This window comes from Pseudarthrobacter sp. H2 (assembly GCF_050157045.1).
GTDB lineage: Bacteria > Actinomycetota > Actinomycetes > Actinomycetales > Micrococcaceae > Arthrobacter.
Window position 1 is genome coordinate 3,572,999 of the sequence record NZ_CP189594.1, and the last position, 14,815, is coordinate 3,587,813.

The following is a 14,815-nucleotide window of genomic DNA, read 5'->3' on the forward strand; positions in this document are numbered from 1 at the left end:
AACGTTCCGAAATGGAATCAACAAAGCAAGGAGAGCGATGTGCTGACACTGGTACTCGGCGGACTGGCGCTAGGCGCGGTCTACGCCCTGGTCGCCATCGGATACAACATCGTCTTCGTCTCGTCGAAGACGTTCAACTTCGCGCAGGCACAGCTCATGATGGTTGGTGCCTTCATCACCTTTACGGCCACGGAGACCTGGCGCCTGCCCTGGTATCTGGCCGCGCTAATGGCAGCCGTCGGCGTGACGGCCGTTGCTGTGCTCGAGTACTACATCGCCATCCGCCCGGTGAAGAATCACGACAACATCCTCGTCACCACTCTTGGCGTCTCGATCCTGCTCACGGGCGCCGCGCAGCTCATATGGGGTGGAGAACCTTTGACCGTCGGCTTCTTTGGCGGGAACGATGCGCTCGATTTCCTCGGCGCCCGCGTGTTTCCTGTCGAGCTCACTCTCATCGCCCTAGTTGTGGTACTCGTCGTCCTCCTCGGGCTTTACGGTCGCTATTCATTGACGGGCCTCGCGCTGCGAGCCATGTCGGAGGATCGCGAGGCCGCTCAGCTTCGCGGAGTAAACGTGGCCCGACTCGCGCTCATCGCATTTATCGCTGCAGGAGTCCTCGCCGGATTCCTCGGCATCTTCGTCGGGCCGAAGACGTACGCCGTCGTCACACTAGGAGCGTCGCTGGCACTCAAGGGCTTCGTGGTTCTTGCCGTCGGCGGGTTCGGGTCAATGCCTGGCGTGTTGGTTGGTGGGCTGATCGTCGGACTTGTGGAAGCGCTCGCGGCGCGCTACCTGGGAGGTGACTTCTCGAATCTCTCGGTATTCCTGATCCTCATCCTGGTACTCCTGATCCGTCCAGCGGGATTGTTCGTACGTACACGAGAAAGAACGGTGTAAGGCATGACGTTATGGTTGAGGTTCCGCGCGCTCCCCGGATGGATCATCCCTCTGGCCATCGGCGTGGTCATCATCATTCTGCCCTTGCTGGGCCTCTCCCAGCCGCTCGCTCGACAGATTCAACTGACGCTGATCCTCACGCTCGTCGTTAGCGGGCTGAACCTCAGCCTCGGCTTCGCCGGTGAGCTCGCGCTCGGCCAGGCGGCAATGTACGCCGCCGGCGCCTACACCGCCGGTCTGCTATCGAAGGCCGGGCAGACTGACCTACTGGTCCAACTTCTACTGGCGGCACTCGCGGCTCTGGTTGTCGGCCTCGTCACTGGCGTGCCTGGGCTGCGACTGGGTGGCTGGTCGCTCGCTATGACCTCATTCTTCCTCGTCTTGCTACTGCCGGACATCGTATCGATTTTTAAGGGCGACACTGGCGGCCGAAACGGACTAAGTGGAATCCTGTCACCGACGCTGTTCGGCATCACCCTGAAATCTGATCAGCTCTACATGGCGATCGCGGTAGTCGCCGTCTTGTGGCTGGCGTTCTTCCGCAACCTTACGGTCTCACGGCACGGCGTGGCATTCCGGGTTCTCAACCAGAGTCCCGTCCTCGCCTCGTCTCTCGGGATCTCCGTATATCGGAAGAAGCTTCTCGCCTATGCACTCGGCGCCGTGCCGGCAGGGCTCGCCGGAGCGCTCTTCGCCAACCTCCAGCACTACATCTCCCCCGAGTCATTCAGTTTCACCTTCGCAACCACCGTCCTCGCCGCGTCGATCCTTGGCGGATCCGCCAGCGTCTACGGCGCCCTCGTGGGAGCAACGATCCTTCAGTTTGCGCTGAACCAGTCGAGTCAGCTCCAGCAGTACTCGCTCCTGTTCTCCGGCGCCTTCCTCGTGATTGGCGGAGTGGTCCTTACCGGCGGGCTCGTGGGCCTGGTAAGAGTCGTCGTCCGTCGTCTCGATGCCAAGGCTGCGGCAACCCTGCCGCCCAGAGAGATATTCCCCGGCAAACTGGAGGGACTTCAAGGAGAATCGCTGCAGGTGGTTGGGGTCTCAAAATCGTTTGGGGGCAATCAAGCCCTCAAGGCGGTCTCTCTAACTGCGCAGCCTGGCAGGGTAACTGCGTTGATCGGGCCGAACGGATCAGGCAAGACGACTCTGCTCAACATGATCAGCGGCTTTTACCGCACCGATTCGGGACTAGTGAAAGTGGGCGACCACGAGGTTCAAGGACTGTCACCCGATAACGTGGCCCGGGCGGGCGTAACCCGAACGTTCCAAACCCCGAACATCCCGGAAGGGATCAGTGTCTTCGATGCAGTCGTCGCCGGGCGATACGCTAGGACACCCGTCGGCTTGGTCTCCTCAGTGCTCCGGCTGCCAAAGTTCCGCCGGGTCCGGCGCGACGACCAACGCGTGGCCGAGCAGATGCTCGCCCTCGTCGGGCTCGGCCAGCACCGGGACAGCGAGGCGACCTCGCTCCCACTCGGGCATCGCAGGATGCTCGAAGTGGCCCGCTGCCTCGTCGCCGATCCGCGGGTGCTCCTCCTCGATGAAGTCGCCTCTGGACTCGACGAGGACGAAGTGGGGCGGCTGGAGGATGTGATCCGTAAAGTCACCGCAGCCGGTGGCACAGTAGTGCTCGTCGAACACAACTTTCAGCTCGTTCTGGACCTCGCCGACGATATCGTGGTACTCGCCCACGGCGAGGTCATGGCGCAGGGATCCCCCGCCGAGATCGAGTCGAACCCACGGGTTCTCAGCGAGTACCTCGGAGTCAGCGCGGACGAGCTCGCGCCCGGCGCATCGATGATCGGAGACCTGCTGTGAGCAACGAACCACTGTTGTCGGTCCACAACCTCGCCACCGGATACGGTGACCTGCGCGTTGTGTGGGACGCCTCCTTCGACGTGAGGGCGGGCGAACTCACTGTCCTCCTCGGCCGGAACGGAGCAGGCAAGACCAGCACTTTACGCGCGATCACGGGTCTCAATCGGATCGCCGGAGGGTCAGTGCGCTTTGACGGCCAGGACATCTCAAAGCTGTCAGGATCCCAACGCGTTCGGCGAGGCATGTCCTACGTACAAGAGGGCAAGCGGGTGATCCGCGCTCAGACGGTCGAACAAAACCTGCTACTCGGCGGCATCACCCGGAAGGTCTCGCGAGGAAAGTTGCGCGCCGAGGTGGAAAGCATATATGAGCTTTTTCCCATTCTCCACGAGAAGAAGGATCTGCTCGCCGGAAGCATGTCGGGCGGCCAGCAGCAGATGCTCGCAATCGGATCAGCTCTGATGGCAAGACCTCGACTCCTGCTCTTAGACGAGCCGTCCGGCGGACTCGCACCCGTGATCGTCAAAGAGGTCATGCAGCGGGTCTCCGAGCTCAAATCAACGGGCATCGGTGTGCTGCTCGTAGAGCAGGCTGTAGAGGCGTCGATCGCTATCGCCGATCACGTCGCTGTGCTCGACATGGGCCGAACAGTGCTTTCGGCACCCGCGGGACAGGTCTCGGACATCGAGGTCCTGAAAGACGCCTACTTCGGACGCCATGGCGCAAGCCCCACCACCGGAGGAGAAGACTCATGATGGTGCACTAGTCCCCTTACGTCCACGGCGTCGGCGCAGCACAGGCAGGTGGCGCTCACCACGAACGGACGCGTCCTCAGCCCTAGGCCTGGCCCACGGGGTCAAAACGGCCGTGATCGCGGAGGTCGCGTGCTTCGATGCGTACTTCCTCGCGAACGTCCTGGCCGTCGGCGACCAGCCGCCTTGGACGCCGCGGGAGCGCCCCGATCCGATCGCGGTACTCCCGGCACCGGCAACATGCCGTTCGTTGGGTCGACCGAGGCTGAAGCATAGGAACTCGCTCGCGAGTTTTTATCGTAGGCCGGGCGGTCGGTCTCGCGGGCGAAGCGCCCCTCGTCGGCGGCTGCGACCGCCCGGCGGTGGCTCTCAAGAGCGGACTCCTCCCAGCTCCCGCTCGTATACTCCATGCCCCGGCGATCATGTCTGCCGAGCGGAACTGGGAGACCTCCCGGGCGCCGTAGCATGCCTGCCGGCCGGGCGACTGCGCGAACGGGGTCGTGAACCGGTGCTCTACCCCGACATGTCAACCGCTCCATTGCCCGAAAATACCGGGTTCCTTCGCGACGTGGACAACGGGCCGACGATCAGCCATCTCTTCTTCCACGAGAAGAAATCTCCTATGAAGGGTCAGACGGCCACTCGCGTGGGACCTCCGTGGCCGTGAAGATGTCAGATACCTCCACTGAGCCCCGAGGGTCCTCCCCGCTTGAGTGTTATGTCACCAACGTCTTGGCTGTACAGCTAGTTCCAGATGTCGTCGCCGCGGAGCGTGGCATCAGCCCCGCCGTCGATGTAGATGGTCTGTCCGGTGACGTGCGTGTTCTCTTCGCTCGTCAGCCAGACTAGAAGCCGTGCGATGACGACGCCATCCGAGTGTCCGTTGAGGGGCATCGGCACGGCAGCGTCGACCATCGCGCGACCTTCTTCTGAAGCGAGCAGGTCCCGAGTCATCGGCGTGAGAACGGTGCCTGGAGCGACCGCGTTGACGGGAATACCGGTTCCGGCGTAACGGGGAGCGATGCTCTCGCGGCGGACCCAGCGGGAGAGGGCGCGCTTGCTCGACGTGTAGTTAAGGAAACCGGTCTCAGGTCCCTCCGCTTCGAGTGCACCGCCGATCTTCAGGGCAAGTTCCTCGTCCCCGGCCAGGAGAGCGTCGACGAGTTCCGCTGAATTCTCTTGCAGGGACGCCATCGAACTCACTACGGCGATGCGCGGGGAGTCACTCTGCGCAAGCGCCCCGGCGAGGCCGTTGAGCAGGGCTGTCACGCCAAAGAAATTGACGGCGACGGTAAGGGCCTTCGGCGCGGCGATGCCCGCGGCCGCGATAATCCCGTTGATCTTAGAATCGGAAGCGGTCAGCACGTCGGCGATGGCGCCATTCCTTCCCGGCCTTGTCGAGAGGTCGGCTTCGACGTCGGCATTGCGGAGGTCGACTCCGATGACGCGGTGTCCCCGCTCGCGGAGGAGGTCGGAGGTGGCCTGACCGATCCCTGAGGCAGAGCCGGTGACGACGTAGGTGCGGGTCATGAGGTGACCTTGCTTTCTTTTGGGCCACATGGGCTTGTTTGTGATGACTAGGTAACGAGTCGGGCGCCGCGAACGATGGGTGAGACCTCGAGGCGCTGGGTCAGGTGGACGAGCAGGCTGCGTTGCTTGTCGCTCCAGCCGTAGAGCGGTTCGTCGAGCATGCAGTCCCCGGCGCGGACGAATGCCGCGGCGGCGTGGTTGCCGGCCTGCGAGAGGCGGATAACGGAAGCTCGCGCGTCGGCCTCGTCCTTGTGGCGCTCGATAGGTTTACTCTGCGTGGTCGCTCAGAGGCGCTCGATGATCGTGACGTTGGCCTGGCCACCGCCCTCGCACATCACCTGCAGGCCGAATCGCCCTTTGCTACGCTCCAGTTCGTTGAGCAGAGTAGCCATGATGCGCGTGCCCGTCGCCCCGATCGGGTGACCCAGCGCAATGCCACCACCATTGACATTGATCTTGTCCCGGTCCACCTTGAGCTCCTGCGCCCACGCGAGCACCACGGAGGCGAATGCCTCATTGCATTCAAAGAGGTCAATGTCGCGGACGCTCATTCCAGCACGCTCGAGCGCGTGCCGGGTCGCGCGGATCGGCCCTGTCAGCATCCACACCGGGTCGTCTGCGCGCACCGAGATATGGTGGATGCGTGCGCGCGGCGTCAGGGAGTGCGCGGCCAGGGCGCTTTCCGAGGCGATCAGCAGGGCACTGGCCCCGTCACTGATCTGCGAGGCGACGGCGGCAGTGATACGACCGCCCTCGGTCAGCGTGGCCAGCGTCGCCATCTTCGCCAGCGACGTCTCCCTGCGTGGGGTTTCATCGTAGGTCAGCCCGGCGGTCGGAACGATCTCGCGGGCGAAGCGCCCCTCGTCGGCGGCTGCGATCGCCCGGCGGTGGCTCTCAAGAGCGAACTCCTCCATGCTCTCGCGCGAGATATTCCATTTCTCGGCGATCATCTCTGCCGAGCGGAACTGGGAGACCTCTTGGTCGCCGTAGCGTGCCTGCCAGCCGGGCGACTCCGCGAACGGGGTCGTGAACCCGTACGGTTCCCCGACCGTCATTGCCGAGGAGATTGGGATGGCGGACATGTTCTGCACTCCACCGGCGACAATCAGATCGGCGGTTCCCGACATGACCCCCTGGGCAGCGAAGTGTACTGCCTGCTGACTCGACCCGCACTGCCTGTCGATCGTGACGCCCGGCACGTGATCTGGCATTCCGGCGACCAGCCACGCGGTGCGCGCAATGTCACCTGCCTGCGAACCGAGCGTGTCAGTGCATCCGAAGATGACGTCGTCAACTGCTCCAGGGTCGATTCCGGTGCGTTCAACGAGCGATGCGATCACGTGCGCGCCGAGGTCGGCGGAGTGGATGCCGGCGAGCGAACCGCCCCGGCGTCCGACGGGGGTGCGCACTGCGTCGACAATATATGCAATGGTCATTGTGATAGTCCTCTCAGGCCTGCTGGCTGCTTACTGACACGACTTCACCAGTCATGTATGACGAGTAGTCGCTGGCGAGGAACACCATGACGTTGGCGATCTCCCATGGCTCGGCGGCGCGTCCGAATGCCTCCCTCGAGCTGAGCTGCTCGAGTAATTCGTCGGAAGTTACCTTGGCGAGGAAGGGGTGCATGGCGAGGCTCGGTGACACGGCGTTGACGCGGATCCCGTGCGGGGCGACATCGAGGGCAACCGACCGGGTGAGCGCCATGACGCCGGCCTTCGCGGCCGCATAGTGGGCCTGTCCCTCCTGAGCGCGCCATCCGATGACCGAGGCGTTGTTGATGATGACGCCCTTCGTCTCGTTTTTGACCATGCGGCGTGCTGCCGCACGCACACTACGGAAGGTTCCCGTCAGGGTGACGTCGAGAACCTTCCCCCACTGATCGTCGGTCATCTCCAGGATGGAGACCGTTCCACCCAGGCCCGCGTTGTTAATCATGACATCGACCCCGCCCGCCTCCTCGGCCAGGTCGAGCAGCGCCTCCACCTGCTCCTCTACTGTGACGTCGCACAATGCCCAGCGCACGCGGTCGGAACCGAACTCGGTGCCGAGTTCAGCGGCGAATGCCTCAAGCCTTCCTGCGTGCGTGTCGCCGAGTACCACGAGGCCTGCGCCTTCTTCGAGGCAGCGGCGTGCCGCAGCGGCGCCGATCCCGGCACCCGCGGCAGCGGTGACGACGACACGTCGCCCCCTGAGCAGCCCGTGGGCGGAAACATAGGGGGGAACGGGTTGCGCGAAACGCTGGTGAATCAAGAGCGTGCCTCCTTGGGCAGTCCGAGCACGCGCTCGGCGATGACATTGCGTTGGATTTCATCCGAACCGCCGTACAGGGTGTCCGCGCGGCTGAACAGGAAGAGGGATTGAAGCTCGTCGAGCTGATAGGGCGCCTCGGCGACGGTGAGACTGCCCGCGCCGGCCACGGCCATCCCCAGTTCGCCGAGGGAGCGGTGCCATGGCGCCCAGAGCAGCTTGGTGATCGAGGCCTCGATGCCCTGCTCGCCGCTCAGTGTTCTGAGCCCGTGCAGACGTAGCATGTCGAGCCCCATATGCGCCGCTACGATTTTGTCCTGAATGATCGGGTCGGCGATTGCGCCATTGCTGCGGGCCAGTTCGACGATGAGGTGGAGCTCGCGCTGGAAAGCGATCTGCTGGGCCAGCGTCGAGACGCCCCGTTCGAAGCCGAGCGTGCCCATGGCGACTGACCAGCCGGAACCGGCCTCGCCGACCACCAGGTCTGCCTCCGTGACGGCACCGTCGAAGAAGACCTCGTTGAACTCAGAGGTTCCCGTCAACTGCAGAATCGGTCGAATCTGAACGCCGGACTGGCGCATGGGCACGAGCAGATAGGAGAGTCCGTCATGCTTGCGCGGCCCAGAGCCCGTGCGCGCGAGCACGAAGCACCAGTCCGCAGTGTGGGCCAACGACGTCCAGACCTTCTGCCCCTCGATCACCCACTCTCCGCCGTCAAGTCTTGCCCTGGTCGACACGGCGGCCAGATCGGAGCCTGCTCCGGGCTCGGAGTAGCCCTGGCACCAGAGTTCCTCCACCGCCACGATGCGCGGAAGGAAGCGGGCCTGCTGCTCCGAGGTTCCGAACGCGATCAGCGTCGGACCGAGCAATTCCTCACCCAGGTGGTTGACTCTGGCCGGGGCATTCGCGTTGGCGTATTCCTCGTGGAAGATCACCTGCTGCTGCAGGCTTAGCCCCCGCCCGCCATACTCCCGGGGCCAGCTGACACAGCTCCAGCCGTGCGCAGCAAGATGGCGATTCCATTCGAGCCGCTCCTCGAACGCCTCGTGTTCGCGGCCAGATCCGCCGAGGCCGCGCAGCTGCGCGAACGTACCGACAAGATTTGATTCGAGCCACTCTCGGATCTCGTGACGAAACTCGTCGTCTTCCACTGAATAGGTCAGATCCACGAAATACCTTTCATCGCCCACCGCCATTGGTCAAAAAGTCGAGTATCGCCTATGCTAGCAAAACAAGCACTTGTTTGGCCAATATCATAGCTGATGTCTCATGTGGTGATTTATTCAGAGAGGAGCCACGATGGCAAACAACGATTCCGAAGGGGTTGTGACATACGAGGTGCGCGGATCTGTCGCGATTGTGCGGCTGAACCGACCTGAGTATCGCAATGCGCAGAACTCGAAGATGACTTACGCTCTGGATGCCGCATTCACCGCGGCTGTGCACGATGATGCGGTCAAGGTCATCGTACTCGCCGGCAACGGCAAGCACTTCTCAGCCGGACACGACATCGGCACCCCGGGGCGGGACATCGACGAGAGTTTCGAGCGCAAGGCGGTGATCTGGTGGGACCACGTCGGAGCGGCAGGCGTCGACTCCCGATTCGCCAGGGAATCCGAAGTGTACCTCGGCATGTGCCGGCGCTGGCGCGAGATCCCCAAGCCGATGATCGCCATGGTCCAGGGCGCGTGCATCGCCGGTGGCCTGATGCTGGCCTGGTCCTGCGACTTCATCGTCGCCAGTGACGACGCCTTCTTCTCCGACCCTGTCGTACACATGGGTATCCCCGGCGTCGAGTACTTCGCCCACCCCTGGGTCATGAACCCCCGTGCCGCGAAGGAATTTCTCTTCACGGGGGACCGCTTCTCGGCTCAGCGCGCTCACACCCTAGGCATGGTGAACCACGTCGTGCCGACCGCGGAACTGGAAAGCACCGTTATGGCCATGGCCGAACGCATCAGCGCCATGCCGCGCCTCGGGCTCGCCCTCGCCAAGAAGGCAGTGAACCAGTCGGAAGACCTGCAGGGTCTGCGCGCCGGCATGGACTCGGTTTTCGGGCTGCACCACGCGGCGCATTCACACAACGCAGAGGTCGGCGCCGATTCACTGGCCGGAATGGGAGTCAAGAGCATGCGCGACGCGGCGGCCACGGAATGAACCTCGATCTGACAGACGAACAGCTCGCGTTCGCCGCCGAGGCGCGCACCTGGTTGGCGGCACACCTGCCGTCCACACCGCTCCCGTCGATGGACACCGCGGAGGGCTTCATCGCTCACCGCGAGTGGGAGGCCGAACTGGCCCTTGGCCGCTGGTCGGCGGTTGCATGGCCGGAGGAATACGGCGGTCGCGGTGCTGGGCTCATCGAGTGGGTACTCTTCGAGGAGGAGTATTACCGCTCCGGCGGGCCGACGAGGGTTGCCCAGAACGGCATCTCCTTACTGGCGCCCATTCTGTTCGAGCACGGCACAGACGCGCAGCGCACTCGCTACCTCCGCGCGATGACCGACGGCTCTCTGATTTGGGCGCAGGCTTGGTCGGAACCGGGTGCCGGCAGCGATCTCGCAGCGATCCGCAGCACCGCCCGCCGCGACGACAAGCGCGGCGGCTGGCTGCTGAGCGGCCAGAAGACCTGGAGCTCGCGTGCCGTGTGGGCCGATCGCGGATTCGGGCTGTTCCGCAGCGACCCGGCCGCCGAGCGCCACCGCGGTCTGACCTACTTCCTCTTCCCCATGGACGCCGCGGGCCTCAGCGTGCGCCCTATCGCCCAGCTCGATGGCTCAACTGGCTTCGCCGAGCTGTTCTTCGACGACGTGTTCGTTCCCGACGAGGATGTGCTCGGAGCACCGGGCGACGGATGGCGCGTCGCCATGAGCACGGCCGGGAACGAGCGCGGGCTCTCGCTGCGCTCCCCCGGCCGGTTCTGCGCCGCAGCAGACCGCCTCATCGAGCTCTGGCACACCCAGCAGCACGAGGATCCGTTCGCGCAAGACGCTGTCGTGGACGCGTGGATCAAGTCCGAGGCCTACCGCCTCTACACTTGGGGAACCGTGAGCATGCTGCAGGACGGCGGCGACATCGGCGCAGAGGGCAGCGTGAACAAGGTGTTCTGGTCAGAACTCGACATTGCGCTGCACGAGACTGCACTGACCCTGCTTGGGCCTGTCGCCGAACTGCGCGGAGCAGCGGCTGTGGCCGACGGCCGCTGGGTCGACGATTATCTCTTCTCCATAGTCGGGCCCATCTACGCGGGCACCAACGAGATCCAGCGCAACATCATCGCAGAACGTCTACTTGGCCTCCCCCGCGGCGGCGACGGGAGGAGAGCGTCATGAAATTCGTGACGAGTGAAGAACAGCAGGCGCTGGCCCAGGCCATCGATGAGATCATCGAGAGCGCAGGAGAAATGACGATCGCGCGGGATTGGGCAGCCGGTAGCATGGCCTCCGGCCACGCACTGTGGGCCCAACTGGCCGAGCTTGGCCTGCTCGGCCTGTGCGTCGACGAGGCAGATGGCGGCATGGGTGGCACAGCCGTCGACCTCATCGTCGCCTTCGAACGTCTGGGCTACTACGCCGTTCCCGGCCCTTACATCGAATCGGCGGCGCTGCTGCCCGACCTGGTCGACTCCGCGGTGCTCGGCGGCATCGTTGACGGCTCGATCGTTGCCACCGGGGCGGTGCCCGGTCTCGTTCCCTACGCGCTCGACGCCGCAGCGAGCAGCCACAGCTTCGTCGTCGACGCGGACTCCATCTCGAGAGCGACGTCCGGCCCCGGTATCACCTCGATCGACAGGGTGCGCACACTCAGCGCGCTCACCGCCGACGGCGAGGCCACCCGGCTGGATCCCACCGTGGTGGCGCTGGCCATCGACAGAGCGACGCTGGCGTGTGCGGCGATGCTGCTCGGCGCCGGCGAGCGCGTGCTGGTCGAGGCCGTCTCATATGCGAAGCTCCGTGAGCAGTTCGGCCGCCCGATCGGCGAGTACCAGGCGCTCAAGCATCAGCTCGCGGATGTGCGGATCGCGCTCACCTTTGCGCGCCCGCTGATCGGCGGCGCTGCGGTGGAGCTTGGCAGCCCCTTGGGCGCACGCAGCGTCTCGGCGGCCAAGGTCGCCGCCGGCGATGCGGCGAACCTGGCCGCACGAGTTGCGTTGCAGGTTCACGGTGCGATCGGATACACAGAGGAGCATGATCTGGGCCTCTGGATCACTCGTGTGCGCGCCCTGATCGGCGCGTGGGGGACTCCCCGTTACCACCGCTCCCGCATCGCAGCATTCCTTCTCTCCCCCACACGCTGAGGACACCATGGACTTCTCACTTACCGATGAGCAGAACGAGCTCGTCAGGACAATGCGTGCGGTGCTTACCCGCCACGCGAGCTCCTCTGCCGTGCGCGATGCTGCCGCATCCGAGGCCGGATACGACCTCTCACTGTGGCGTGTGCTCACCGAAGAGGTCGGCGTGGCCTCGCTCGCCATTCCCGAGGAGTACGGCGGGGCGGGCTTCACCTGGTTCGAGACCGGCCTCGCGCTGGAGGCGCTCGGTTACCACCTGGCCCCCAGCCCACTGCTCGCCTCCGCGGTGCTCGCCGCCGCCGCGATCCTGGAGTCTGGTGATGCGGAAGCCGGCGGGCGGCTGCTCCCCGGCATCGCGGAGGGCAGCTCCATTGCAACTCTGGCATGGGCCGACGAGCACGGGACCTGGGGCACGGCGGGCTCCGGCATCGTTGCCACGGCTGGCGAGCACTGGACGCTCGACGGAACGGCAACGCTCGTGCTCGACGGCTGCAGCGCCGACATCGTCATCGCCGTCGCGACGACCCCGAGCGGCGTGGGGCTGTTCGAGGTGCTCGACGCCGACGCGATCCGGCGGGTGAACACGCCGGCGATGGACACGACGTTCCGTTTCTCAACGATGACGTTCAACCGGGTCAATGCGCGGCCGCTTATGCTGGACGCAGCCTCTGCACTGGAGAAAATTCGCGACATCGCCATCGTCGCTGTCAGCTGTTTGCAGGCGGGTACAGCGCAGCGAGGGCTCGACATGACGGTGGAGTACTCCATGCAGCGAGTGCAGTTCGGCCGCGCGATCGGCTCATTCCAGGCGCTCAAACACCGCATGGCCGACATGCTGGTGCAGGTGGAGACGGCGCGCACAACGGCCTGGGCCGCGGCCTGGTCGGCTGGAACGGATGCCGCCGATCTGCCGGAGCGTGCGGCATCCGCCGCAGCATGGTGCTCGGACGCCCTCGATCACGTCGCCTCCGAGACCGTGCAGATGCACGGCGGCATTGCCATCACCTGGGAGCATGATGCCCAGCTCGTGTTCAAGCGGGCGCACGCCACCGGCCAGCTGTTCGGCCAGGCACGCGAACACCGCCTTCGCCTGGGCGTGCTGCTGGGCATCACCCCAGGTTAAGGCGTGTCACAGCTGCGCAGAGCTGCGCGTGACACTCGAGCTAAGCGACTGGAAGATTGAGCAGCGCCCGCCCGGTTCACTCTTCTCGCCATTCCGGATCGGAGATTTCGAGCTGCTCATTCGGTTCCTCTCCTCCGCGCACTTGTCGAACTTCCATGATTCTGTCACTCCGTGCGTCTGTTAGACCGAAGTTACGTGGGCCTCTTGGCCGGATTCGTTGAATTCCCGGCCAAGGGGCCTGTTTTATACCGTCCTTTGTAGCCACTAAAAACGGCGTGTCGCTTCGCGGCCTCCGGGCCGTGTGGGAGTAGAGTCGTGCCATGGCAGGTAAGAGTCAGGCGATGCACGTAGCCCGGACGAAGAGCCGGCGGGTCAACAAGGCCGGCGAGGAAGTCGTGTACGAATCGGTGCTGCTGCGCCGCTCGTTCCGGCAGGACGGGAAAGTCAAACACGAGACCCTCGCCAACCTCTCCGCGCTGCCGGAACCGGCCATCGAAGCCGTCCGCGGCGCCCTGGCGGGCAACCAGGCCGTATTCTCCGCCGACGGCCTGGAAGTGATCCGGTCCCTGCCCCACGGCCACGTCGCAGCCGTCGCCGCGCAGGCGAAGGCCCTCGGGATGCCCGCGCTGCTGGGCCGGGCCGGGAGGATGCGCGACATTGCGTTCGCCCTGGTCATCGCCCGGGTCTGCCGTCCCGGGTCGAAGCTGGCCACCACGCGCTGGTGGTCCGACACCACCCTGGCCGCCGACCTCGGGGTCGCCGGCGCCACGACCGATGAGGTCTACGCCGCGATGGACTGGCTCGCCGGCCGGCAGGAGGCGATCGAGAAGGCCCTGGCGTCCCGGCACCTGTCCCCGGCGGCCAATCCGGACCGGTTGGCGTTGTTCGACCTGTCCTCGTCCTGGGTCACCGGGCACAAGTGCCCGCTGGCGGCACGCGGCTACTCCCGCGACGGGAAGAAGGGCCTCGAACAGATCGAATACGGGCTGCTCACCGACCCGGACGGCCGGCCCGTCTCCGTCCGCGTGGTCCCCGGCAACACCGCCGATCCGGCCGCGTTCGAGGTCCTCGCGAAGGACTTCAAGACCCGGTACCGGCTAGGCGAGATGGTCATGGTCGGGGACCGTGGCATGATCACCAACGCCAGGATCGAACAGTTGAAGGAACTCGGCGGCCTCGGCTGGGTCACCGCGCTGCGCGCCCCGGCGATCAAGGCCCTCGCCGCCGACGACGGACCGCTGCAGATGTCCCTGTTCGACCAGACGGACCTGGCCGAAATCTCCCACCCCGACTATCCCGGCGAACGCCTCATCGCCTGCCGCAACCCCGCCCTCGCGGCCGAACGGGCCCGCAAGCGCGGCGAACTGCTCGCCGCCACCGACACGGAACTGACGGAAATCACCGCCGCCGCCGACGCCGGGCGCATCAAAGACGCCGGGAAGATCGGGCTCCGCGCCGGCAAAGTCATCGGCAGATACAAGATGGAAAAGCACTACAGGCTCACCATCGACGAGACTTCCTTCACCTTCGCCCGCGACGCCGAACAGATCGCCGCCGAAGCGGCCCTGGACGGGATCTACATCATCCGCACCACCGTCAACGCCACCCGGATGGGCCCCGGCAAGGTCGTGGCCACCTACAAGTCCCTGGCCAACGTCGAACGCGACTTCCGCTCGATCAAAGCCATCGATCTGCAACTGCGCCCGGTCCACCACCACAGCGAAACCCGGGTACGGGCGCACGTGTTCATCTGCATGCTCGCCGCCTACCTGACCTGGCACCTCCGCCGCGCCTGGGCACCGCTGACCTTCACAGACGAACACCGGCCCGAACCGGCCAACCCCGTCGCACCCGCCGCCCGCTCCACCGACGCGGCCACCAAGGCGTCCCGGCGCACCACCGCCGGCGGACACCCCGCCCACAGCCTCCGCTCCCTGCTCGACCACCTCGGAACCCTGACCCGCAACAGGCTCCACATCAACGGCACCGGAAAGAACACCGGCTTCGACCTCGTCACCACCCCCACACCCATCCAGCGCCAGGCCTTCGAACTCATCGGCCAACCCATCCCGACCACCATCGGAGGCAAGTAGCCAGAAAAAACACCCCCCGCAACCAGCGAAATCCCCGCCATGGCGGGGATTT

At 65.1% G+C, this 14,815-nt stretch carries 12 protein-coding genes; 8 read left to right on the forward strand and 4 right to left on the reverse strand.

Features of this window, described 5'->3' with window-relative positions:
• Positions 1-39: 39 nt before the first annotated feature.
• Genes ACQCSZ_RS16595 through ACQCSZ_RS16605 form a run of 3 tightly spaced genes read left to right on the forward strand, consistent with a single transcriptional unit; the run spans position 40 to position 3,476 of the window.
• Complete coding sequence (locus tag ACQCSZ_RS16595) at positions 40-900, forward strand: branched-chain amino acid ABC transporter permease (protein WP_427004803.1); 861 nt, start codon at positions 40-42, stop codon at positions 898-900.
• A 3-nt stretch (positions 901-903) separates the two neighbouring features.
• Positions 904-2,721 (forward strand): ABC transporter permease subunit, encoded by a 1,818-nt coding sequence (locus ACQCSZ_RS16600; RefSeq protein WP_427004804.1) that lies wholly within the window; start codon positions 904-906, stop codon positions 2,719-2,721.
• Positions 2,718-3,476, forward strand: coding sequence for an ABC transporter ATP-binding protein (locus ACQCSZ_RS16605; RefSeq protein ID WP_427004805.1), 759 nt, complete (start codon positions 2,718-2,720; stop codon positions 3,474-3,476). Before ACQCSZ_RS16600 ends, ACQCSZ_RS16605 begins: the two co-directional genes overlap by 4 nt.
• Positions 3,477-4,217: 741 nt before the next feature.
• Here ACQCSZ_RS16605 and ACQCSZ_RS16610 read toward each other — a convergent pair.
• The 4 genes from ACQCSZ_RS16610 to ACQCSZ_RS16625 all read right to left on the reverse strand — a co-directional run bounded on the left by ACQCSZ_RS16610 (position 4,218) and on the right by ACQCSZ_RS16625 (position 8,422).
• Positions 4,218-5,003 carry an SDR family oxidoreductase gene (locus ACQCSZ_RS16610; protein WP_427004806.1) on the reverse strand — a complete coding sequence of 262 codons (786 nt, stop codon included), beginning with the start codon at positions 5,001-5,003 and terminating at the stop codon, positions 4,218-4,220.
• A gap of 284 nt (positions 5,004-5,287) precedes the next feature.
• Complete coding sequence (locus tag ACQCSZ_RS16615; RefSeq protein WP_427004807.1) at positions 5,288-6,439, reverse strand: acetyl-CoA C-acetyltransferase; 1,152 nt, start codon at positions 6,437-6,439, stop codon at positions 5,288-5,290.
• 13 nt (positions 6,440-6,452) lie between these two features.
• Entirely contained in the window at positions 6,453-7,256 is an 804-nt protein-coding gene (locus ACQCSZ_RS16620) for an SDR family oxidoreductase (protein ID WP_427004808.1), read from the reverse strand.
• Positions 7,253-8,422: an acyl-CoA dehydrogenase family protein gene (locus ACQCSZ_RS16625; protein WP_427004809.1), complete on the reverse strand. Its 1,170-nt coding sequence runs from the start codon at positions 8,420-8,422 to the stop codon at positions 7,253-7,255. Before ACQCSZ_RS16625 ends, ACQCSZ_RS16620 begins: the two co-directional genes overlap by 4 nt.
• A gap of 130 nt (positions 8,423-8,552) precedes the next feature.
• Here ACQCSZ_RS16625 and ACQCSZ_RS16630 point away from each other — a divergent pair, with 130 nt between their 5' ends.
• The 5 genes from ACQCSZ_RS16630 to ACQCSZ_RS16650 all read left to right on the forward strand — a co-directional run bounded on the left by ACQCSZ_RS16630 (position 8,553) and on the right by ACQCSZ_RS16650 (position 14,763).
• The gene (locus tag ACQCSZ_RS16630; RefSeq protein ID WP_427004810.1) at positions 8,553-9,410 is read left to right on the forward strand and encodes an enoyl-CoA hydratase; all 858 of its coding nucleotides are present in this window, start codon (positions 8,553-8,555) and stop codon (positions 9,408-9,410) included.
• A complete protein-coding gene (locus ACQCSZ_RS16635) occupies positions 9,407-10,585 on the forward strand; it encodes an acyl-CoA dehydrogenase family protein (RefSeq protein WP_427004811.1) in 1,179 nt (392 codons plus the stop codon). The genes ACQCSZ_RS16630 and ACQCSZ_RS16635 overlap by 4 nt, the downstream gene beginning before the upstream one ends.
• Positions 10,582-11,550, forward strand: a complete 969-nt coding sequence (locus ACQCSZ_RS16640; protein ID WP_427004812.1) for an acyl-CoA dehydrogenase family protein — start codon at positions 10,582-10,584, stop codon at positions 11,548-11,550. The genes ACQCSZ_RS16635 and ACQCSZ_RS16640 overlap by 4 nt, the downstream gene beginning before the upstream one ends.
• Positions 11,551-11,557: 7 nt before the next feature.
• Positions 11,558-12,670 (forward strand): acyl-CoA dehydrogenase family protein, encoded by a 1,113-nt coding sequence (locus ACQCSZ_RS16645; RefSeq protein WP_427004813.1) that lies wholly within the window; start codon positions 11,558-11,560, stop codon positions 12,668-12,670.
• 320 nt (positions 12,671-12,990) lie between these two features.
• Positions 12,991-14,763, forward strand: a complete 1,773-nt coding sequence (locus ACQCSZ_RS16650) for an IS1634 family transposase (RefSeq protein ID WP_427004814.1) — start codon at positions 12,991-12,993, stop codon at positions 14,761-14,763.
• Positions 14,764-14,815: the final 52 nt, after the last annotated feature.